General features: G+C 67.4%; 19 protein-coding genes. 5 read left to right on the top strand and 14 right to left on the bottom strand.

Features of this window, described 5'->3' with window-relative positions:
• Positions 1-130: 130 nt before the first annotated feature.
• Complete coding sequence (recA, locus tag J0I99_RS10065) at positions 131-1,207, bottom strand: recombinase RecA (protein ID WP_291390093.1); 1,077 nt, start codon at positions 1,205-1,207, stop codon at positions 131-133.
• 269 nt (positions 1,208-1,476) lie between these two features.
• Here recA and araD1 point away from each other — a divergent pair, with 269 nt between their 5' ends.
• Together araD1 and J0I99_RS10055 are read left to right on the top strand one after the other, a co-directional pair.
• Positions 1,477-2,469: an AraD1 family protein gene (gene araD1, locus J0I99_RS10060; protein ID WP_291397351.1), complete on the top strand. Its 993-nt coding sequence runs from the start codon at positions 1,477-1,479 to the stop codon at positions 2,467-2,469.
• A gap of 135 nt (positions 2,470-2,604) precedes the next feature.
• Positions 2,605-3,636: an aldo/keto reductase gene (locus J0I99_RS10055; RefSeq protein ID WP_291397349.1), complete on the top strand. Its 1,032-nt coding sequence runs from the start codon at positions 2,605-2,607 to the stop codon at positions 3,634-3,636.
• A gap of 155 nt (positions 3,637-3,791) precedes the next feature.
• Here the strand turns inward: J0I99_RS10055 and J0I99_RS10050 are convergent, their stop codons facing one another.
• Positions 3,792-5,021 (bottom strand): SAM-dependent methyltransferase, encoded by a 1,230-nt coding sequence (locus tag J0I99_RS10050; protein ID WP_291397347.1) that lies wholly within the window; start codon positions 5,019-5,021, stop codon positions 3,792-3,794.
• Between the two features lie 92 nt (positions 5,022-5,113).
• On the opposite strand from J0I99_RS10050, the gene J0I99_RS10045 reads away from it, so the two are divergent.
• Positions 5,114-5,854 carry a copper homeostasis protein CutC gene (locus tag J0I99_RS10045; RefSeq protein WP_291393638.1) on the top strand — a complete coding sequence of 247 codons (741 nt, stop codon included), beginning with the start codon at positions 5,114-5,116 and terminating at the stop codon, positions 5,852-5,854.
• On the opposite strand, the gene cckA is transcribed toward J0I99_RS10045, so the two are convergent.
• The 7 genes from cckA to flgB form a co-directional block, all read right to left on the bottom strand.
• Positions 5,855-8,413, bottom strand: a complete 2,559-nt coding sequence (gene cckA / locus J0I99_RS10040) for a cell cycle histidine kinase CckA (RefSeq protein ID WP_291393640.1) — start codon at positions 8,411-8,413, stop codon at positions 5,855-5,857.
• Positions 8,414-8,543: 130 nt separating this feature from the next.
• Positions 8,544-9,629: a flagellar biosynthesis protein FlhB gene (gene flhB / locus J0I99_RS10035; protein ID WP_291397345.1), complete on the bottom strand. Its 1,086-nt coding sequence runs from the start codon at positions 9,627-9,629 to the stop codon at positions 8,544-8,546.
• Complete coding sequence (fliR, locus tag J0I99_RS10030) at positions 9,630-10,397, bottom strand: flagellar biosynthetic protein FliR (protein WP_291397343.1); 768 nt, start codon at positions 10,395-10,397, stop codon at positions 9,630-9,632.
• Between the two features lie 2 nt (positions 10,398-10,399).
• Complete coding sequence (gene fliQ / locus J0I99_RS10025; RefSeq protein ID WP_291393646.1) at positions 10,400-10,666, bottom strand: flagellar biosynthesis protein FliQ; 267 nt, start codon at positions 10,664-10,666, stop codon at positions 10,400-10,402.
• A gap of 236 nt (positions 10,667-10,902) precedes the next feature.
• On the bottom strand, positions 10,903-11,229 hold the full coding sequence (gene fliE / locus J0I99_RS10020; RefSeq protein WP_291393648.1) for a flagellar hook-basal body complex protein FliE: 327 nt from the start codon (positions 11,227-11,229) through the stop codon (positions 10,903-10,905).
• A gap of 16 nt (positions 11,230-11,245) precedes the next feature.
• Positions 11,246-11,659, bottom strand: a complete 414-nt coding sequence (gene flgC, locus J0I99_RS10015) for a flagellar basal body rod protein FlgC (protein ID WP_291397326.1) — start codon at positions 11,657-11,659, stop codon at positions 11,246-11,248.
• Between the two features lie 4 nt (positions 11,660-11,663).
• A complete protein-coding gene (gene flgB, locus J0I99_RS10010; protein WP_291397323.1) occupies positions 11,664-12,062 on the bottom strand; it encodes a flagellar basal body rod protein FlgB in 399 nt (132 codons plus the stop codon).
• A gap of 194 nt (positions 12,063-12,256) precedes the next feature.
• Between flgB and J0I99_RS10005 the strand changes: the two genes are divergently transcribed.
• Both J0I99_RS10005 and fliP read left to right on the top strand, forming a co-directional pair.
• On the top strand, positions 12,257-12,865 hold the full coding sequence (locus J0I99_RS10005) for a flagellar biosynthetic protein FliO (protein WP_291393654.1): 609 nt from the start codon (positions 12,257-12,259) through the stop codon (positions 12,863-12,865).
• A 55-nt stretch (positions 12,866-12,920) separates the two neighbouring features.
• Entirely contained in the window at positions 12,921-13,610 is a 690-nt protein-coding gene (gene fliP / locus J0I99_RS10000) for a flagellar type III secretion system pore protein FliP (protein WP_291397498.1), read from the top strand.
• Positions 13,611-13,816: 206 nt separating this feature from the next.
• On the opposite strand, the gene J0I99_RS09995 is transcribed toward fliP, so the two are convergent.
• The 5 genes from J0I99_RS09995 to J0I99_RS09975 all read right to left on the bottom strand — a co-directional run bounded on the left by J0I99_RS09995 (position 13,817) and on the right by J0I99_RS09975 (position 20,599).
• On the bottom strand, positions 13,817-17,149 hold the full coding sequence (locus J0I99_RS09995; protein ID WP_291397321.1) for a hypothetical protein: 3,333 nt from the start codon (positions 17,147-17,149) through the stop codon (positions 13,817-13,819).
• Between the two features lie 399 nt (positions 17,150-17,548).
• A complete protein-coding gene (locus J0I99_RS09990; protein WP_291397319.1) occupies positions 17,549-18,535 on the bottom strand; it encodes a hypothetical protein in 987 nt (328 codons plus the stop codon).
• Entirely contained in the window at positions 18,535-18,966 is a 432-nt protein-coding gene (locus J0I99_RS09985; RefSeq protein ID WP_291397317.1) for a DUF6468 domain-containing protein, read from the bottom strand. Before J0I99_RS09985 ends, J0I99_RS09990 begins: the two co-directional genes overlap by 1 nt.
• Positions 18,966-20,006 (bottom strand): flagellar motor switch protein FliM, encoded by a 1,041-nt coding sequence (gene fliM, locus J0I99_RS09980; protein WP_291397497.1) that lies wholly within the window; start codon positions 20,004-20,006, stop codon positions 18,966-18,968. The genes J0I99_RS09985 and fliM overlap by 1 nt, the downstream gene beginning before the upstream one ends.
• Positions 20,007-20,113: 107 nt before the next feature.
• A complete protein-coding gene (locus tag J0I99_RS09975; RefSeq protein ID WP_291397315.1) occupies positions 20,114-20,599 on the bottom strand; it encodes a flagellar basal body-associated FliL family protein in 486 nt (161 codons plus the stop codon).
• Positions 20,600-20,790: the final 191 nt, after the last annotated feature.

Genomic DNA, 20,790 nt, shown 5'->3' with positions numbered 1-20,790 from the left:
CGAAGCTAGGGTGGGGGCGGCAACGCGCGCCGATACGTGCGGCAGGTGGGGCAACCCGCAGCCGGCCCTGCCAAACGATAAAGGGCGCCCTCGCGGACGCCCTTCAAGCTCGCAACCGTCGCCGAACCGATCACGGTTCGCCTTCGTCGCCCTCGTCGCCTTCCGGACCGGTGAGCAGCGCCTCGGCGAGCACGCCGGAGCTTTCGCGGACGCTCTTCTCGATCTGGTCGGCGATCTGCGGATTGTCCTTGAGGAACTGGCGGGAATTCTCGCGGCCCTGCCCCAGGCGCTGGCTGTCGTAGGAGAACCAGGCGCCGGATTTCTCGACGATGCCGGACTTGACGCCCAGGTCGAGCAGTTCGCCGGTCTTGGAGATGCCCTCGCCATACATTATGTCGAACTCGACTTGCCGGAACGGCGGGGCCAGCTTGTTCTTGACCACCTTGACGCGCGTCTGGTTGCCGATGACTTCCTCGCGCTCCTTGATCGCGCCGATGCGGCGGATGTCGAGGCGGACCGAGGAGTAGAACTTCAGCGCATTGCCGCCCGTCGTCGTCTCGGGCGAGCCGTACATCACGCCGATCTTCATGCGGATCTGGTTGATGAAGATCACCATCGCCTTCGACTTGGAAATCGAACCGGTCAGCTTGCGCATCGCCTGGCTCATCAGGCGGGCCTGCAGACCGGGCATGGAATCGCCCATCTCGCCCTCGAGTTCGGCCTTGGGCGTCAGCGCTGCCACCGAATCGACCACCAGCACGTCGATGGCGCCCGAGCGCACCAGCGTGTCGGCGATCTCGAGCGCCTGCTCGCCGGTATCGGGCTGCGAGATCAGCAACTCGTCGACCTTCACGCCGAGCTTGCGGGCATAGACCGGGTCGAGCGCGTGCTCGGCGTCGATGAAGGCGGCGATGCCGCCGTTCTTCTGCGCCTCGGCCACCACGTGCAGCGCCAGCGTCGTCTTGCCCGAGCTTTCCGGCCCGAACACTTCGATGATGCGGCCGCGCGGCAAGCCGCCGATGCCCAGCGCGATATCAAGGCCGAGCGAGCCGGTGGAGATCGCCTCGACCTGCTGGATCGCATTGTCGGCGAACCGCATCACGGAACCCTTGCCGAAGTTCCGCTCGATCTGGCTCAGCGCTGCCGCCAGCGCCTTGTCCTTGTCCATCGATCCCTCAATCACGCGAAGTGGTGCCGCAGCAGCCATGACGATGTCCCCTTATTCCACTTCGGTCGGCGCAGCGCAAACCGATTGATGTCCATCTAATGTGCTTACTTTGTTCTCATTTCGTTTCCAAAACGTCAAGGGGGTAAATTCGCTGTGCCTTGCTCTCTGGCAGTGCCCTGATTCGTCCGCGGGCGGCGTGCTGCCGGCCATAAGTCGTACTAATGAAGACTTGCCTTTTGCCTGCCCTTCAGTTCAATGCGCGCGCCACGGCCGAGGCCGGCGTTTCGCATTCGAGGGGGACATCGCTCATGCATCTCATCCAGTTCACCGATGACCGGGGCACGAAGGCCGTTGGCGTGACCGAGGGCGGCATCACCAGCGTCGTCACCGGGGCCGGGAGCGTCTATGCGCTGGCCGCCGAGGCGGCCGAGCGCGGCCTCGGCCTGCGCGAGGTGGTGATCGAGAAGGGGCTCGGCGGCAAGATCGACAAGGCGGCGCTCGCCGCCGAAGGCCGCCTGCTGTCGCCGGTCGACCATCCCGACGCCGCCCACCTCTACGTCACCGGCACCGGCCTCACACACCTCGGCTCCGCCTCCACCCGCGACGCCATGCACAAGTCGAACCAGCAGGCCGCCGAGGCGCCGCTGACCGACAGCATGAAGATGTTCCGCATGGGCCTCGAGGGCGGCAAGCCCGCGCCCGGCCAGGTCGGCGTGCAGCCAGAATGGTTCTACAAGGGCAACGGCAACATCGTCGCTGCCCCCGGCAAGCCGATCCCATCGCCGGCCTTCGCCAGGGACGCGGGCGAGGAGCCCGAGATCGCCGGCATCTACTATATCGGCAAGGACGGCACGCCGTTCCGCCTCGGCTTTGCGCTCGGCAACGAGTTCTCCGACCATGTGACCGAGCGGGTGAACTACCTGTTCCTCGCCCATTCGAAACTCCGCTTCTGCTCGTTCGGGCCGGAACTGCGGGTCGGCGAGCTGCCGCGCAATGTCTCGGGCATGTCGCGCATCCTGCGCGCCGGCAAGGTGCTGTGGGAAAAGCCGTTCCTCTCCGGCGAGGACAACATGAGCCACACCATTGCCAACCTCGAGCACCACCACTTCAAGTACGATCTGTTCCGCCAGCCCGGCGACATCCACGTGCACATGTTCGGCACCGCGACGCTGAGCTTTGCCGATGGCATCAAGACCGAACCGGGCGACGTCTTCGAGATCGAGGAAAGCCAGTTCGGCCTGCCGCTGCGCAACGCCGTGGCGTGGGATGCCGAACGCCCGGTGGTGATCCGGCAGCTCTGAGACGAACATGTGAGCCGGGCCCCTGCCCGGCTCATGTGCACTTGCCCTGGGACCCTCGGCTGGTTTACCCCGTGGCACTGACATGTCAGTGTCCGCCGCCATCGCGGACCAAGGTCCACAGGGAGAGTTCCAGCAATGAGCGCCACAGCCTTCAACACCCGCCGCGTGGGCCGCACCGACCTCGAACTGACCGAGCTCGGCCTCGGCGGCGCGACCCTCGCCGGCATCTTCCAGGACGTGCCCGACCAGCAGGCGCGCGACACCGTCACCGCCGCGCTCAATGCCGGCATCCGCTACTTCGACACGGCGCCGCAATATGGCTACGGCCGCTCCGAGCACCTGATGGGCGACGGCCTGCGCTACCACACCCATGGCGTCGCGCTCTCCACCAAGGTCGGCCGCCTGCTCCGCCCGATCCAGTCCGAGGCCGAGCGCGACTATCCGCACGCCTGGGCCCGGCCGTTCCCGTTCGAGCAGGTCTACGACTACACCTATGCCGGCGTCATGCGCTCCTACGAGGCGAGCCTGCAGCGCCTCGGCCTCAGCAAGGTCGACATCCTGTTCGTGCACGATATCGGCGTCGTCACCCATGGCGCCGAGCAGAACGCCATCTACTGGAAGCAGCTGGCGGAGGAAGGCGGCTACAAGGCGCTGACCGAGCTCAAGGCCTCCGGCAAGGTCAAGGCCATCGGGCTCGGCGTCAACGAGTGGGAAGTGCTGATGGACGCCTTCAAGCTCGGCGAGTGGGACGTGTTCCTGCTCGCCGGCCGCTACACCCTGCTCGAGCAGACCTCGCTTGCGCCGTTCCTCACCACCTGCCTCGAGCGCGGCGCCTCGGTGGTCTGCGGCGGCCCGTTCAACGGCGGCGCGCTGATGGGCACCGGCAAGTGGAACTACGCCGCCGCGCCCGCGCACATCATCCAGCGGGTCGCCGAACTCGAGGCGCTGTGCAAGGAGTTCGGCACCCCGATCGGCGCCGCCGCCCTGCAGTTTCCGCTGGCCCACAAGGCCATCTGCAACATCCTGCCCGGCCCCAAGTCGCCCGCCGAACTCGCCGGCATCATCGACTGGTGGAACACCAAGGTGCCGGACGCCCTCTGGGATGCCCTCGCCGACCGCAAGCTCGCCGCCCCGGGCACCCCGCTGCCGAACGGGCGGGTGGCTTAAGCACTGGCCTCACCGCCTTCCTTCTCCCCTTGAGGGGAGAAGGTGGCGCGAAGCGCCGGATGAGGGGTGGCGCAGCGTAGCGTAGCCCGTTTCGAGCGGCAGCGAGGAGCGACCTTCCCCTCACCCGTCTCGGCTTCACCGAGCCACCCTCTCCCTCAAGGGGAGAGGGAAGAAAGCCCCACCGCGCCCTCGAGATAGTGCCGGCGGATGCCGAAAAACTCCTTCGCTTCCGCGAGCTTCTTCAGCGCCCCCGCGTCCTTGCCGCGCTTCGTCTTCGTCGCGACGATCAGCACGTTCTTGGGCGTATGAACGTCCGAGACGAACTCGAACACCTTGGTCGAATAGCCGAAATGCTCGAGGATCATGGCCCGCATCGCGTCGGTGACCATCTCGGCCTGCCGCTCGAGGAAGATGCCGTGCCGGGTGACGAAATCGAGCGCGTTGGGGTGGTTCGAGGTCTCCATCTCGCGCCGGATCTGCTTGTGGCAGCACGGTGCGACGACGATCAGCTCGGAACCGGCGGCGATCCCTTTGGCGATCGCGTCGTCGGTCGCCGTGTCGCAGGCATGCAGCGCGATCAGCGCGTCGGCCCCGGTTGAGTCGAAACTCTCGATCGTCCCCTGGGCAAAGCTCAGGTTGTCCGTGCCGGTCTCGTCCGCCGTCTCGTTGCAGAACGCGACGAGGTCAGGCCGGAACTCGACACCCACCACCTCGGTCGGCCGGTGCAGCACCTGCTTGAGATAGTCGGCCACCGCGAAGGTCAGGTAGCCCTTGCCGGCGCCCATGTCGACGACCTTGTGCAGCCGCTCCGCCGGGATGGCCTTGAGCAGCGGCCCCAGGATTTCGACATAGCGGTTGATCTGACGGAACTTGTCGCCGGACGCCTTCAGCACCTGCCCGTCGGCGCCGGTCACGCCGAGGGCCGTCAGCCACGGCGTTCCCTCGGCCTTGATCGAGCGGGTCTTCTCCCGGTCGTGGGCCAGCGTCGCCGGGGCCTTGCTGGTCGCCACCGACTGCTTCAGCCGCGGCGACTTGCCCTGCGCGTCATAGCTGAGGTCGAAAGCGGTGGTGTAGAGGAAGGCCTGCCGGAAATCCTTCTCCACCAGCTTCCTGAGCTGCCCGATCGCCCCGGCCGGCGGATGGTTCTGCGTCAGGTCGCGGGTCTGGTGGTGGAAGGTGAAACTCAGCTTGAGCTGGTCGCGGATCGTCGCCGGCTTGACGTCGATGCTCTTCAGCGTCTCGTCCGCGCCGCACGGCATCCGCAAGGCCAGCCGCACGAAACTGCCGTCGGCGACCGAGGCGTCGAGTGCGGCGAGGAACTGGTCGATCTTGGCAAGGGTGCTGTCCATGCCAGCGATATAGGCTCCCGCCGCCGCTTTTGCCACGCCGTTCGCAAGTTCCTCCCGACGGAACGGCAGCGCATCGCCGCACCGCCCGCCCGACGCTAACGGTAGGTCCTCGTACCTGTGAGGCCCCCATGCGCTACCTGCTCGAAGTCTGCTGCGGTTCGGTCGACGACGCCATCGAAGCCGAGGCGGGTGGCGCCGACCGGGTAGAGCTGAACTCGGCGATCTTCCTCGGCGGCCTGACGCCGACGCTCGGCAGCCTCATCGAAGCTAGGAAACGGCTGTCGATCCCGGTGATCACCATGATCCGCCCGCGCGGCGCCGGCTTCTGCTACAGCGAAGTCGAAATCGAGGCCATGCTGCACGACGCCCGCCTCGCGGTCGAGCACGGCACCGACGGCATCGTCTTCGGCATCCTCAAGCCCGACGGCACCGTCGACGAGAAGGCCTGCGAGCGGGTGATCCGCGCTGCCGGCGACACCGAGATCGTCTTCCACCGCGCCCTCGACGTGACGCCCGATCCGTTCAAGGCCCTCGACAGCCTCATCGAGCTCGGCTTCAAGCGCGTCCTCACCGCCGGCCAGGAGAACTCGGCCGCCGAGGGCATCGAGGTCATCCGCGAGCTGGTCGCCCATGCCAGGGGCCGCATCGAGATCCTGCCGGGCGGCGTCACCCCGCAGACCGCCGCCAACGTCGTCAGCTATACCGGCGCCGACCAGGTGCACATGGCGAGCTTCAAGCCGCAGCCGGACACCTCGACCGCCCACCGCCCGCATGTCTATTTCGGCTTCGCGCTCTATCCGCCCGAGGACCGCTACGACCTGACCAACCGCGACGTCGTACGCAAGGTCAGGGACCGGCTCCCGCGCTGACTATTCCTTGTCGACCTTGCCCAGCACGTCCTTGACCTTGGAATTGATCTGGTCGAGCGAATAGGGCTTGGGCAGGAACTCGACGCTCTGGTTGTCGGCGATGTCCTGGCGCACGCTTTCCTCGGCATAGCCGGAAACGAAGATGACCTTGAGCGTGGGCATGCGCTCGCGCACGTGGTTGAGCAGCGTCGGCCCGTCCATTTCGGGCATCACCACGTCCGAGATCATCAGGTCGATCTGGTAGTCGAGCTCCTCGAGCACATCGAGCGCTTCGTCGCCGCTGTCGGCCTCGAATACCTCGTAGCCGGTCGTCCTCAGCGCCCGCGCCGAGAAGGCCCGCACCGAGTCCTCGTCCTCGACGAGCAGGATGCGCTCGTGCCCGGTCAGGTCCTTGACCTGCGCCACCGCCTGCTTGACCGGTGCTTCGCCCTCGGTCGGCACGTGGCGCGGCAGGAAGATGCGGAAGGTCGTGCCCTTGCCGACCACGGAGTCGACATAGATGAAGCCCGAGCTCTGCTTGACGATGCCATAGACCGTCGAGAGCCCAAGCCCCGTCCCCTTGCCCAGTTCCTTGGTCGAGAAGAACGGCTCGAAGATCTTCTCCATGATCTCCGCCGGCATGCCGGTGCCGGCATCCTCGACCTCGATCAGCACGTAGTCGGCCGGCGGCATGCCCCGATAGGTGAACCCCGCCGCCTCCTGCTCGGTGACATTGCGGGTCCGGATGGAGATGCTGCCGCCGTTCGGCATGGCGTCGCGCGCGTTGACCACGAGGTTGACCACCACCTGCTCGAGCTGCACCAGGTCCGCCTTGACCGGCCAGACATTGGCCGCGTGCTCGACCCCGAGCGTGATCTGCTCGCCGATCAGGCGCTTGAGCAGCACCGTCAGGTCGTCGAGATGCCCCGGCACCTCCAGCACCTGCGGCCGCAGCGTCTGCCGGCGCGAGAACGCCAGCAACTGGCGCGTCAGGCCGGCCGCGCGATTGGCGCTGTTCTTGATCGACATCAGGTCGGCGAAGGACGGATCGCCCGGCTTGTGCTTCAGGAGCAGCAGGTCGGTGAAGCCGATGATGGCGGTCAGCACGTTGTTGAAGTCGTGCGCCACGCCGCCGGCGAGCTGGCCCACCGCCTGCATCTTCTGGCCCTGCGCGAACTGCGCCTCGAGCTTGCGCTGCTCGGTCATGTCGAGCGCATAGACGTTGATCCGCTCGTCGGCCCCCTCGCCGCCCTCCGAGCCGGAAATGTAGAGCCGCACCGCATGGTCGCTCGCCCCGGCGAGGGTCGCGTCCACCGGGTCGATCTCCGAGCGGCTGGCGAGCGCTGCCGACAGTCCCTTCTCGAACGCTTCCCGGTTGGTCTCGGCAAGCAGCTGCACCATCGGCTGCATGTCGATCGACTTGTCGTTGCCGTGCCAGTCGAAGATCCGGCTGAACGGCGCGTTGGTCCTGACGATCCGCCCGGCCTGGTCGAGCGTCGCGATGGCGAACGGGGTGTCGTTGAAGAAGCGCGAGAACCGCACTTCCGAGGCCCTGAGCGCCTCTTCCTTGTCGGCCCCCTGGCGCCGGTCGAGCACCAGCGTGCGCGTCTCGCCCAGTTCGCCGTCGGCCAACCGCGCCGCCCGGTGCATCAGCCGTACCGGAAAGCTCGTGCCGTTGCGCCGCACCAGGTCGATGTCGATGATTTCCGTGCGAATCTCGCCGTCGGCCCGGCCGCGCATCAACAGGCTGGCGCCGTCGCCGCGCACGATGTCCTCGAGCCGGATCGCCGACGATTCGAACTCGGCCAGGTCGTAGCCCAGCCAGTCGGCCAGCGTCGAGTTGAGGTACTGCACCCTGCCCTGCGCATCGGCCGAGAAGAAGCCGGCCGGCGCATGGTCGAGATAATCGATGGCCCGCTGCAGCTCGACGAAGGCATGGTCCTGCCGCTCGCGGTCGCGCGTGATGTCCTCGACCGTCCACAGCACCAGCGGCTTGCCGCCCTCGCCGATCGAGGGCAGCGCCCGCACCGCGACGCGATACCAGAACGGCTTGCTCGAGCCGCCGGCCGAGCCGCCCACGCCACCGATGATGCGGAGGTCCTCCATGGCGGGACGCCCGTCGCGGGCCGCCCGCGCCAGCCGGTAGATCGCCTCGGCCGCCTCCGGCTCGCCGGCGAACAGCCGCGGCACCGACACCGGGACGCCGTCGGTCACCCCGCCGGGAAACTCGCCGTAATGCGCGTTGACGTAGCTGATCTTGCCGAACCGGTCGGTCACCAGCGCCCCGAACGGCAGGCTGTCGACCACCGCCCGGCTCAGCGTCCGGGTATCGTCGCTGGCCGAGAATCGGAACAGGCCCGCCGCGATGGCGAACAGGCAGAACACGCCCACCACGGCCAGCAGGCCCAGGAACACCAGGATCAGGTCGGCGGGGATCTCGTCGCCCAGCGTCGCGATCAGCACCGCGACGGCGATGAAGAACGCCGCCAGCGCCACCACCCGCCACAATCCCGACACCGGCCGGCCCCGGCTCACCAGCGGAGTGGGATAGTTGTCCTCGTCGAGCGGCAGAGGTGCCATGCGCTGGTGGTGCCCCAGGGGAAATCGCGCCGAATCGGCCTTCCTAGAGGTCTAGCAAATGGGTTTGACGCTTGGGTAGCGGCAATGGCGTTATCCCCGGCAGCCGCGGCCCTTTTGGGGCGGCATTGTGCTAGCCGGAGGCTTTCCAGCCCCCGGATCGCTTGAGCCGCATCACGAACCCGATCACTTCGGCCACCGCCTTGAAGTGCTCCCCGGGGATCGTCTGGTCGATGTCGACCGCAGCATAGAGCGCGCGCGCCAGCGGCGGGTTCTCGACGATCGGCACGTCGTTCGCCTTGGCCAGTTCGCGGATGCGGAACGCGATGGCGTCGGCGCCCTTGGCCACGCATTGCGGCGCCGCCATGTCGCGGTCGTACTTGAGCGCCACCGCGAAGTGGGTCGGGTTGGTGATCACCACCGTGGCCTTGGGCACCGCCGCCATCATGCGCTTGCGGCTGCGCTCCATGCGCACCTGCCGGATGCGGCCCTTGACCTTGGGGTCGCCCTCCTGCTGTTTGTACTCGTCGCGCGTCTCCTGCACCGTCATCTTCAGCCGGTTCCACCAGCGGTTGCGCTGGTACAGGTAGTCGGCGATGGCGATGATCGTCACCACCGACAGCACCGCCCCGAAGATCTTCAGGCTCAGGTCCATGAAGTCGCGGACGATCATCCCCGGCTCGAGCCTGATCAGGTTCTCGAGGCTGTCGACCTGCGGCGCCAGCACGAACCACAGCACGGCCGAGACCACGGCCAGCTTGACCAGCCCCTTGGCGAAATTGACCAGCGCCTCGACCCCGAACAGGCGCTTGGCGCCTTCGAGCGGGTTGATCTTGCTGAACTTGGGCTTCAGCGGCTCCAGCGACAGCAGCGGCCGATGCTGGACGAGGTTGGCGGCGACGCCGAACACCGCCAGCACGATCGAGGGCAGCAGCGCGACGAGCAGGATCGAGCCCGCGAGACTGCCCCAGAACGCCTGCAGCGCCTGGCTTCCGACCTCGAACTTCTCGGCATTCTCGAGCAGGACCCTGAGGCTGGAGACCAAACTCTGGCTGGTCGGGCCGGCCATCATGGCGAACACCAGCGCCGAGCCGGACAGGATGAACCAGGTATTGACCTCCTGGCTCTTGACCACATTGCCCTTCTCCTGGGCCTCGCGGAGCTTTCGTTCCGAAGGGTCTTCGGTTTTCTGTTCCTGTTCCGGGGCCTCGTCGCTCACCTAGGCGCCCCGCAGCGTGGCAAGCACGCCTTCGAAATGCGTCAGGTAGAGACCCATCATCATCGTGATGAGCAGCGCCATGAGGATCAGCCCGATGCCGACCGTCGCCGGCATGGCAAGGAAATAGACCTGCAGTTGCGGCATCAGCCGGCTGAGGATGCCCATGCCCAGGTTGAACACCAGCCCGAACACGATGAACGGCGCCGACATCTGCACGCCGACGACGAAAGCCCCGGCGACGGTGTCGATCACCATCTGCGCCGTGTCGCCGAACATCAGCGGCTCGCGCGGCGTGAAGATCATGTAGCTGTCGTGCACCGCCGAGAGCGCCACGTGATGCAGGTCCGTGGCAAAGATCAGCGCGATCCCCAGCATGGACAGGAAGGCGCCGATCAGCACGCCCTGCGTCCCGCCGTTGGTCGGGTCCGCCGCCTGCGCCAGCGCCAGGCCGGAGGCCTGTGCGATCACCGCGCCGGCCGTCTGCGTGCCGGACACGGCGAGCCGCGCAATGCTGCCCAGGATCAGCCCGATGACGATCTCGTGCACGACGATCGCCACCACGCCGAGCAGTTCGCCCGGCAGGGCCGGGATCTGGTCCGAGACCAGCGGATAGAGCACCGCGGCCATGGCCAGCGCGAACCCCAGCCGCATCCGCGCCGGGATGGTCGCCTCGCCCAGCGCCGGGATCAGCATCAGCATCGAGCCGATGCGCGCGAAGATCACCAGGTACACATAGGCCGTGCCGGGCAGCCAGTTGAGCGAGATCATGGTCAGCCGCCGATCATGATCATGTCGACGATCCGGTTCATGTAGCCGCCCAGCACCGCGCCCATGAACGGCAGGGTCAGCAGCATGGTGATGAAGATCGCGAGGATCTTGGGCACGAAGACCAGCGTCTGCTCCTGGATCTGGGTCAGCGCCTGGAACAGCGCGATCACCACGCCCACGACCAGCCCCACGCCCATGACCGGCCCGCCGATCAGGATCATCGCCCAGATGCCCTCGCGGGCGATATCGAGCACTGCCGGCCCGGTCATGCGCCGGCTCTCCGCGCTTCCCCGACCCACCGGGTCATTCCCGCGAAGGCGGGAACCTCGACGCCCTTCATCCCACCCCCGGTGTCATTCCGGCGAAAGCCGGAATCCGTCTCTCCCCACGCGCCTGCGGAAGCCTGGATCCCCGCTTTCGCGGGGATGACAACTGCGGTGAGGAGAGTCTGATGCATTTCAACGGCCCATGCGTGCCGACAGGCTTACCGCGAGTCGCTGCCCGCTCAGATCGGCATCCGCATGATTTCCTCGTATGCCGAGATCACCCGGTCGCGCACCGCGACCATGGTGTCCATGGCCAGCTCGGTCTGGCTGATCGCCGTCACCACGTCGACCATGTCGGCGCGGCCGTTGACCATGTCCATCGCCTTGGCGTCGGCGGCCTTGCCGTTGTCGACCACGCCCTGCACGGCCTGGCCGAGGAGCTTGGCGAAGTCGTTGCCCTGCCCGGCTTCGGCGACCTGGTTCAGGGCCTGCGGCTTAGCCGCCTGGTTGAGCAGCTTGGCCGCGTTGGCATAGGCCGAGGTCGCGGCAGTGAGTGGAATGGCCATCTAGGATTCTCCGGACTCAGCCGCGCAGGATGTCGAGAGTCGATCCCAGCATCTGCCGGGTGACGGTGACGACGTTGAGGTTGGCCTCGTAGCTGCGCTGCGCCTCGCGCATGTCCATCGTCTCGATCAGCGCGTTGACATTGGGGTACTTCACGTAGCCGCTGGCATCCGCCGCCGGGTGCCCCGGCTCGTAGCGCTCGCTGAAATCCGACTGGTCGTAGGCGATGCGGCCGATTTCGACCTTGGTGCCACCCAGTTCATTGTCCATCACCGCTTTGAACGTCGGGATCCTGCGCCGGTACGGGTCGTCGTCCGGCGTCTTGCCGGCGGAATCGACGTTGGCGAGGTTTTCCGCGATCACCCGCATGCGCGCCGACTGCGCATGGAGCCCGGTGGCGGCGATCTTGAGGGAGGAGAGGAAGTCGTTCATCGCATCACGCCTGCTTGCCCAGTGCCGTCTTCAGCAGCTTGATCGAGCGCGTGTAGAGCGCCGTGATCGCCTGGTAGTCCATCTGGTTGCCCGCCACCTTCATCATCTCGTCCTCGAGCGTGACGCCATTGCCCTCCGGCGTGATCTCGAAGCTGTTCATCTGGCGCGCGCCGAACCCGTCGGCACCGACGCCCTGCACCGAGATATGCCCCGGCTGGGTCGCGACGGTCGCGATCCTGACGCCCGAAAGCTGCTGCATGTGCTCCTCGAAACCGAAAGCCTTGAGGTCGCGGCCGCGATAATTGGGCGTGTCGGCATTGGCGACGTTCTCGGCGAGCAGCGTCTGCCGCGCCTGGTGCCAGCGCATCTTTTCGCTCAGCGCATCGAGCAGTCCGATCTTCATGGCGGCAGGAATCCCCCGGCAACTGGGCAAATCCTGCCGGGCAGGTATTAACGAGGCGTTAACCACGACGGTCTGGCTGCTGCAATGTCTCGCATTTTGCACAATCCCGGCGCATTGATAGGCAATAAGTTCCACTGATCTGCGTTCGGATGGCCACCCGGACCGGTTTTTGGGGAGAGGCGGCGATGCAGTTCATGACCAGCTTGCTAGGCGAATCGGCCGGGGCCGTCGTCACATCCGTGCTCGCACTGGGCATCGTGCTCGTGCTGGTCGTGCTCGGCCTGTGGCTCGTCAAGCTGCTGTCCCGCTCGACCAACGCGGTCGGACGCGGCCGCAACCGGCGTCTCAGCGTCATCGATCACATGCAGGTCGACGCCAGGCGCCAGCTGCTGATCGTCCGCCGCGACAATGTCGAGCACCTCATCCTCACCGGCGGCCCGGCCGACCTCGTCATCGAGTCCGGCATCCCGGTCGAACGGCCGCCCGCCGCCGCCCATCGTCCGCCCCAGCACGAAGTCCCGCCCCCGCAGAACCCCTCGCTCACCCGCAACGAGATCGACCGCCTGCGCCAGTTCGTCCGCGGCGGGGCTCCGCGCCAGGGCCCCTCGCTGCGCCATACCGGCCTGCTCCGCCCGGTGAGCACCATGGAGCCCGCCATCATCCCGATGCCGCCGATGGCTGGGGATAACTCCGGCCGGCCCGGAACCGACTCAGCTACAACCCCCCAAGGCGCGGAAAACGGGCGGACGGCGTTTGGGGCTCAACGCAATCTCGGAGACACAGGCACGGCGGACACGCGTTGACCGTCCGGCGCTCCGGCGCCTGCTGACCCTCGCCGGCCTCGTCGCGGCCATCCTCGTGCCGACCCTGGCCTGGGGCCAGGACATCTCCATCGACTTCGGCAGCGATACCACCATCACCGAGCGGGCCGTCCAGCTCATCGGCCTGATCACGCTGCTTTCGCTCGCCCCCTCGATCCTGGTGATGGTGACGAGCTTCACCCGCATCGTCGTGGTGCTGTCGCTGCTGCGCACCGCAATCGGGCTGCAGACCGCGCCGCCCAACTCGGTGATGGTCAGCCTGGCGCTTTTCCTGACGCTGTTCGTCATGGGCCCGACGCTGCAGCAGAGCTACGACAACGGCATTGCCCCGTTGATCGCCGGCACCATCCCGATCGAAGAGGCCTTCACCCGCTCGGCGGCGCCCGTGCACGCCTTCATGGTCGCCAACGTCCGCGAGCAGGACCTGCAGCTGTTCTTCGACATGTCGCGCACCGAGCCGCCCGCCGAACCGACCGCCATCCCGCTGCAGACGCTGATCCCGGCCTTCATGATCTCGGAATTGCGCCGCGCCTTCGAGATCGGCTTCCTGCTCTTCCTGCCATTCGTCATCATCGACATGGTCGTGGCCTCCGTGCTCATGTCGATGGGCATGATGATGCTGCCGCCGGTGGTGATCTCGTTGCCGTTCAAGCTGATCTTCTTCGTGCTGGTCGACGGCTGGCACCTGGTCGCCGGCTCCCTGGTGCGCAGTTTTACGAGCGGGTAGGCAAGCAACGAGTACGTCCGTGGTCCTTGGAGGGAGGACCTTCGTCCCAGGACCAGTCCAGGTCTCTGCAGCAAATCACGGGGTCATTCCCGCGAAAGCGGGAACCTCCGTTTTCGGTGCGTGCGGCAAAACGGAGATCCCCGCTTTCGCGGAGATGACCCGGTGTGTGGGCCCCATCCGCTAGCCTCTCTACACGCCCACACGCCCTACGCGCTCGGCGCGCCGCCCTTGGCCGCGGCCTTTGCCGGGGCCAGTTCCGCCGCCTTGCCATAGAGCTCGCGGTACGAGTTGATGAACGCGTCGAGCGAATCCGCGCTGGCGATGTCCTGCGCGAGCTTGCGGAACTCGTTGGACTGCGGGGCGATGTCGCGCGTCACGTATTCGAACAGCGGCCACTCGGCCGATTGCGCCATCTGCTCGGAGAACTTCGAGCGCAGGCGCGACAGCCCCAGCTTGTCGCCCGCCAGCACGAAGCCGACCGCCGCCTTCACCACGCTCATCCGCGCGTCCTGCCGCATCTGCGGCGCGCCGCTGGCCGGCGTGTTCAGCACCTCGAGCAGTTCCGAGGCCTGGGCGTAGTTCTTGGCCTTCCAGTAGCCGTCCACGCGCAGGTAGTCCGCGTCCTTGCCCTTCAGCTGGGAGATCAGGTCGAGCGCCAGTTCCTCGCGCCCCGCATCGATCAGCGAGCGCGCCTCGAGGATGCGTCGCTGCCGCTCGAGCTGCGGCGGCAGGTCGGCGAGCCGCGTGCGCGCCAGCACCTTGAGGGCCAGCTCGGGATGCCGGTCGGCAATGCGGATCAGCGCCAGGTCCACCGCCACCTGGGCCTGCGCCACCCCGGTCAGCCGGCTGTCGATCTGGTACTCGAGCAGGTCGCCCGCCTGTGCCAGCAGGTCGACCTTCACCAGTCGCCGGGCCAGGTTGCGGATCATCTCGTCGCCGCGCGTTCCCGGCGGGGTCAGCTGGCGGAAATCGTAGTACAGCGCCAGCGCGTCGAGGTCGCTCAGCTTGTCGGCGGCGCCGTTCAGGTACAGGTCCTCGAACGTCGCCTGTGCTTCGCTGAGCAACTCGTCGATCTTCACGTTGTCGGGGAAGCTGGCTGCCGCTTCACGCGTCGCGATGAAACCCTCGCGGTAGGCGTGCCTGGCGAAGTAGAGCTCGGCGAGGAGCTTCTGCATGTCCGCCTCCAGCGCCGTGCCGCGCCAGGTCAGCACCTCTGCCGCCAGCGTCTCGGTCGCCTTGTCGAGATCGACCTTGCCGCTCTTTTTCAGCAGCAGCAGCGTCCGGTACACCGCCTCGGCCCGCGTCGGGCGGAAGTCGGCGGCGATCACCGTGCCATAGCTCTCGAGCGCGTCGTTGTCGTTCCCCCCGAGTTCCGCCATGCGGCCCTGCATCAGCTGGAAGAGGCTGACCTCCTCGGGGTCGAGCTTGGGAAAGGCGACCCGGCCGGCGAGCCGCAGGGCCAGCTGTTGGTCACCCGTCTCCACCGCTGCCCGCATGCCGGCGAACAGGAACTTGGTCTGGATCCACACCGGGTAGGTCGGCACGATCCCCTCGGCCGCGACCGCGTCGCTGCGCGCCCCGCGGAAATCGCCGGCATCGGCCCGGGCGATGGTCCGCCACATCAGCGCATCGCTCTCGTCGGGGAACGTCCCGTTGCTGAGGATGCGCAGCGCCTCCTTCGGCCGCGCCGCCAGCGTGTCGGAAATGGCCCGCACCAGCTGGATCTTCTTGCGCAGGTCGTCGCTCTTGAGCTCGGACTCGAGCACGTCGAGCACCCCGATCGCCTCGTAGGACAGCTGGTTGCCGAGATAGAGCTGCGCCAGCTCGAGCCGCGCCACGTCCCGCAGCCGTCCCTCGGCCGAGGCGGCCTTGGCGATCGCCTCTTCCTTGCGCCGGTTGAACACACCGGGGTTGTCCTCGCGCCACATGCCGAGGTCGAGATAGCTCTCGCGGAAGGCCGGCGCGCTTCCCGCGTCGAGCTTGCGCGACGCGTCGGCCGTGGACAGGGTCAGCCCGGCCCGCGACGAGATCAGCGCCAGCTTGTCCTCGATCTCGACATCGAGCGCATCGGTGCGCGGCTTGATCACGAGGCCATGGGCCGAGCGCAGCGCCTCGAAATCGACGAACTGCAGCGAGCGCGTCAGCCCGCGCGCCGGCGGCATCATGGTGACGACGCGCAGCGTGTCCCCAACCACCGGGTCGCGCAGCACGTGCACCTGTCCCGGCCGTTCGAGGTTCGCCGCCATCTCGTAGCGGCCCTGCTCGTCGCGCCTGCGTTCGAGCGCCATCGGCTCCGTGGCGCCCAGCAGCGTGTCGCCCAGCGACAGCACCCAGGCCCGTCCCTCCGACCCCAGCGTAGCCAGCCGGTCGGCCGCGAGGTCCATGCGGATGACCTTGGTCTCGCCCGCCGCGACGACCTGGAAATTGCTGGCGACCCTGGCGAGCGTGTCCGATGGCGGCGGCGCGGCCACCGGCTGCGCGCTGTCGAACACCATCCACACCACGTCGCCGCGCCGGAACACGGCGGCCGGCGTGTCGGCTTCGAACGGGAAGGCGATGCGAACCGTGGTCCCGACCAGCGAAACCACGGGCGTCACCGGACCATGGCTGGCCGGATCGGCCGCACCATCGCCGCCCGGCTCGAGCCCGAGCTCCGCGGCACGGGCGATCTCCCCTGCCTTGGCCGCGCCTTCGGCTGCGGCACGGGCCTGCCTGAGCTTCTCCTCTTCGGCCAGCGCCGCCTTCAGTCCCTCGGCGGGGGCGATGTCGACGTCGAGGATGAACTGGGTGGGCGACAGCTGGTAGAAGCGCGGGATCACCCCGTCGGCCACCACCAGCTCGACCTTGGAGCCGGCCTTGCCGACGGCGTTCCTGGCGCTCTTTATCTCGGCCGGCAGCTGCGCGTTGAGAGCCGTCAGGTCGAGCGGCGCCGGCCAGTCGAAATCGACGGTCCCCTTGGTGCCCTTGAGCGCGAACGCCCCCTTGGTCTCGACGCTCCAGTCGAACTGCAGCCGCACGAAGGTGGGGTTGCGCCCTACCCGCACCGTGCCGACCGGGTTGATGCGCTTCGCCTCGTCGGCCTTGCGCGCCTCTTCGGCCTCCTGCGCCAGCTTCTTTGATCGCTCGGCCAGCGCCGCGATCACCTCCGGCGGCAGGGCCGGCGGCAGGCCGACCCAGGTCGGCGGCAGCAGGTCGATATAGAGGGCTTCGCCGGCATCCATGCGGTTGATGTTGAACGTCGACCTCAGCCCGATGCGGATGCCGCGGTTGTCGGGATCGACCCGCGCGATCGTCGCATACGCGGGCAGCGCCAGCGCGATGTCGGGCAACAGGATCGAGATCGGTTCGTCGAAACCGATCGCAAGCACGCCGTTCTCGTAGTTCACCCTGTATTTGGGCAGGTCCATCCGGCCCGGGAAGCTCAGCAGGATGCGCGCGAAGCCGTTCTCCTGCGTGGCGATGATCTGGGCCTTGTCCTCGCCCAGCGCCAGCCCGCCGAGCGTCGCCAGCACAAGCAGCGCCAGCGCAATCCTGCGCACCGCGGACACAATGGTCCCGCGCCAATCTGCGACCCGCGCTGACATGCCGGCTTCTGCCCGCCCTACACACTTCTGGTGCATCGAGCATAGGCACGCGGGCTTAACGGGGGCCTAACCCTGCCGGGCAAACCCCGGACAAGTCGAGCGATTTGGGCGCCCACGCCGCCATCGCTCCTGCTGCCGGAGCCCTACCACCGGGTCATCCACGCCAAAGCGGGAACCTCTGTCTTTGTGCCGACGCGGGCCGGCCTTCACCATGCCGTCCCGAACCCAACCCACCGCCTGTCATCCCGGCGAAAGCCGGGACCCATCTCGCAGCCCGCGCGGGGGGATGGCTGGGTCCCTGCTTCCGCAGGGATGACAGCCCGAAGGCGGGAGACAGAATGCGAGCCGAAGACCCTACTGCCCCACGATCTGCGGCAGGCTGGCGAGGTCCTCGATCGCACCCACGTTGGCCGTCGGCTCCGCTTCCTCGCGCGCCAGGCCGGCCGTCAGCGTCTTGGCCTTCGTCGGGTCCATCCGGGCGAGGATGGGCGCCATCTTGCGCGGGTTCATGGCGCGCGCCACGCGCAGCAGCACGTCGTTGTCGAGGGCATTGAACAGCGTCGCCGCCTCCTTGGGCTTCATCGTCTCGTACATCGCGACAATGCCGGCGAACTGCTCCTTGGCGTCGGATTTCTTCTGCTCGACCAGCGCATTGATCTGCGCCTCGAGCGCCTTCAGCGTGGCCGTGCGTTCCTCGAGCCGCTTCTCGGCCGCCTCGACCAGCGCCATGCGCATGTCGAGTTCCTTCTCGCGCGCGTCGAGCTCGCCGCGCCGGTCGCCCAGCCGCGTCAGCAGGTCGGCCTCGCTGCCCTCGTCGGCGGTGATCGGGCTCAGCTTGCCCTCGGCGTCGAGCCCCATGGCGATGGCATCGCCATGCGCGTTGACCGGGATCGGGATGCAGTTCGGCTTCGGCGCCATGGCCGCCGCATCGGCCGGAATCTCGGGGCCTTGCGGGGCCCCAGCTTCCGTCAGGGTCGGCCCCTCCGATGGGCACGCCGCCTGCAGTTGCCCGTCGTCGGCCGCAGCCGGAGCGGCGGGGGCCGGCGTCTCCGCCCCCTGCCCGGCCTCGGCCGGCGCCGCGCCGGCGGCCGCCTCGGCCTGCAGCGGCAGCACCGGCGCCTTGTCGTCGAGCGTCGGGCTCGTATCGGTCATGGTCGCTTCGGGCGGCGTCGTCATCGTCGGATCGACCGCCGCACCACCCTGTCCGGCGCCCCCCGCCGCGCTCGCCGCCGTCGTGCCGACCAGCACATAGCCGCCATTGGTCACCAGCCCGATGCCCTTGAACAGCAGCAGCGCGGTGGCGGCGGCGATGACGACCGGCAGGAGGCGCGGCGTTTTCATCAGGCGGCGTTGCCCCGGATGCGCGGCCGCATGCTGAGCTGCTGCAGCGCCGACTGCACCTTGTTGGGCTCGGGCTCGAGCCGGTCGTCGAGCGGCTGCGCCCGCGCCGCATTGGTGATGCGCGCCAGCCGCTCCATGATCTGCTGGCCGGCGCTGACATGGTTGGCCAGCTCGACGCCGAACTTCTCGGCCTCGCCCAGCCGCGCCTCGAGCACCGTCTCGGCCTCCTGCGCCGTGGCCTTCAGCTCCTGGATCGCCGCGTTGGCGAGGCCGGTGGCCTGCACGAGGTCGGCCACCATCTGCCTGAGCTCGCCGCGATCGGAATGCAGCCGCTTCAGGCGCTGGTTGAGCATCACGCAATAACCAATTGTCGTCGCAAGCAGGATCGCAACCAGCGTCTCCACCACGATCCCCAGCGGCAGCCCGAACATCAGCGTTGCTCCATCTTGTTCTCATCGATGGCTTCGAAGGTGGCCATCGTCACTTTGGGTGGGTTGAGCGGCCGCGCCACGCGCACCGACACGTTGTTGCCGATATGGCCCATCACCGCCTCGGTGAGCTCGACATCGCCGCAGCGCAGCAGCACCGGATCGGACGGCGTGCGGTCGAACATCACGGTCTCGCCGGGCTGCAGGTTCAGCACCCGGTTGAGCGGCAGGTCCATCTCGTGCAGCACCGCCGTGACCTCGACGTCGGCCGCATGGATTTCGGTGGCGAGGTGGCCTTCCCAGATCGGATCGCGGCCGAACTTCTCGCCCATGTACATCTGCAGCAGCTGCTCGCGGATGGGCTCGATCGTGGCATAGGGCAGCAGGATTTCGATCTTGCCGCCGCGATCGTCCATCTCGATCCGGAGTTCGATCAGGATCGCCGCGTTGGCCGGGCGCGAGATCGCGGCGAAGCGCGGATTGGTCTCCAGCCGCTCGATGCGGAAGTTGACGTCGGTCACCGGCTCGAAGGCGCGGTGCGTGTCGTCGAGGATGATCTCGATCATCCGCCGCGCCAGCGCCATCTCGATGGTGGTGTAGGGCCGTCCCTCGACCCGGATCTGCCCGGCCATGCGGCGGCCGCCGAGCAGCACGTCGATCATCGAGTAGATCAGCGAGCTGTCGACGGTCAGCAGCCCGTAATTGTCCCACTCCTCCGCCTTGATCACCGACAGGATGGCCGGCAGCGGAATGGAGTTGAGATAGTCGCCGAAGCGCACCGAGGAGATCGAGTCCATCGCCACCTCGACATTGTCCGAGGTGAAGTTCCTGAGGCTCGTGGTCGCCAGCCGCACCAGCCGGTCGAACACGATCTCGAGCATCGGCAGGCGCTCGTACGAGACCAGCGCCGAGTTGATCAGCGCCTGCACGCCCGACAGCTCGGCGCTGGCCCCGGCATTGGGGTCGAAGCCCAGCAGGCTGTCGATCTCGTCCTGGTTCAGCACCCGGTCGGCGGCCGCGTCGGCGCCGTCCTGCTGCAGCATGGCGGCCCACTCGGCCCCGATGCCGTCGTCGGCGCCGGCCGCCGGCGTGGCGGCCCCGGCCTGGCGGAGGCCCCAGTCGTCGCTGAGCTTGTCCTGTTCGCCGGGCATTATTGCACCAGGATTTCCTTGAACAGGATCGACTCCACCTGGGCGGGGAAGATCGCGATGTTGACGCGCCGGCGCAGCTCTTCCTTCAGCCGGTAGATGCCCGCCGACCCCTCGAGGTCGGATTTCCGCAGTTCGCGCAGGTACACCTGGAAGGCATCGACCACCTTGGCCATGCGCGGCTGGATTTCCGTCATCACCTCTTCATTGGCGACTTCGAGCGCGACGGTCAGCTTCATGAACTGCTCCTTGCCGCCGTCGCCGCGCAGGTTCACCGTCATGGTCGGCAGGTTGAAGATGAAGGTCTGCGGCATCGCGGCAAGGTGGGTGTCCTCCGCCTTCGGCCCCGAGAACAGCAGCAGGTAGGCCGCCGCCCCGCCGCCCAGCAGCACCACCGCCGCGACGACCATGGCGATCAGCATGATGGGCAGCTTCTTCTTTGCGGGCGCGGCGACTTCGCCACCCTCGACCTCGGCCTCGACAGCCATGCCCCAAACCCCTGCCCCGCCGGACGATTCCGGTCACCATCGAGCTAATCGGGCCAGGGTTAACGATTGGTTACCATCTGTGCCAAAGCGGGCAGTTTTTGCCGGGCAGTATTTGCCTTCGTACCGCACCCGGCACATTCACCCCACCCCGCGATGCGCCATAAGTCATTGAAATCTATGCAGTTACGCAC

Origin of the sequence: Devosia sp., assembly GCF_017307495.1 — a bacterium.
GTDB lineage: Bacteria > Pseudomonadota > Alphaproteobacteria > Rhizobiales > Devosiaceae > Devosia_A.
The sequence above is the reverse complement of the archived record's forward strand: the minus strand, read 5'-3'. Positions and strand labels throughout refer to the sequence as shown.

Bases quoted from the DNA above. Each gene is read 5' to 3' on its own strand.
- fliM (WP_291397497.1), bottom strand. From the start codon at position 20,006: ATGCTGCAGCAGGACGGCGCCGACGCGGCCGCCGACCGGGTGCTGAAC.
- fliR (WP_291397343.1), bottom strand. From the start codon at position 10,397: ATGATCTCGCTCAACTGGCTGCCCGGCACGGCCTATGTGTACCTGGTG.
- J0I99_RS09985 (WP_291397317.1), bottom strand. From the start codon at position 18,966: ATGTTCGGGCTGCCGCTGGGGATCGTGGTGGAGACGCTGGTTGCGATC.
- flgC (WP_291397326.1), bottom strand. From the start codon at position 11,659: ATGAACGACTTCCTCTCCTCCCTCAAGATCGCCGCCACCGGGCTCCAT.
- J0I99_RS10055 (WP_291397349.1), top strand. From the start codon at position 2,605: ATGAGCGCCACAGCCTTCAACACCCGCCGCGTGGGCCGCACCGACCTC.
- araD1 (WP_291397351.1), top strand. From the start codon at position 1,477: ATGCATCTCATCCAGTTCACCGATGACCGGGGCACGAAGGCCGTTGGC.
- J0I99_RS09990 (WP_291397319.1), bottom strand. From the start codon at position 18,535: ATGAAAACGCCGCGCCTCCTGCCGGTCGTCATCGCCGCCGCCACCGCG.
- cckA (WP_291393640.1), bottom strand. From the start codon at position 8,413: ATGGCACCTCTGCCGCTCGACGAGGACAACTATCCCACTCCGCTGGTG.
- J0I99_RS10005 (WP_291393654.1), top strand. From the start codon at position 12,257: ATGACCAGCTTGCTAGGCGAATCGGCCGGGGCCGTCGTCACATCCGTG.
- recA (WP_291390093.1), bottom strand. From the start codon at position 1,207: ATGGCTGCTGCGGCACCACTTCGCGTGATTGAGGGATCGATGGACAAG.
- fliE (WP_291393648.1), bottom strand. From the start codon at position 11,229: ATGGCCATTCCACTCACTGCCGCGACCTCGGCCTATGCCAACGCGGCC.
- fliQ (WP_291393646.1), bottom strand. From the start codon at position 10,666: ATGACCGGGCCGGCAGTGCTCGATATCGCCCGCGAGGGCATCTGGGCG.
- J0I99_RS09975 (WP_291397315.1), bottom strand. From the start codon at position 20,599: ATGGCTGTCGAGGCCGAGGTCGAGGGTGGCGAAGTCGCCGCGCCCGCA.
- flgB (WP_291397323.1), bottom strand. From the start codon at position 12,062: ATGAAGATCGGACTGCTCGATGCGCTGAGCGAAAAGATGCGCTGGCAC.
- J0I99_RS10045 (WP_291393638.1), top strand. From the start codon at position 5,114: ATGCGCTACCTGCTCGAAGTCTGCTGCGGTTCGGTCGACGACGCCATC.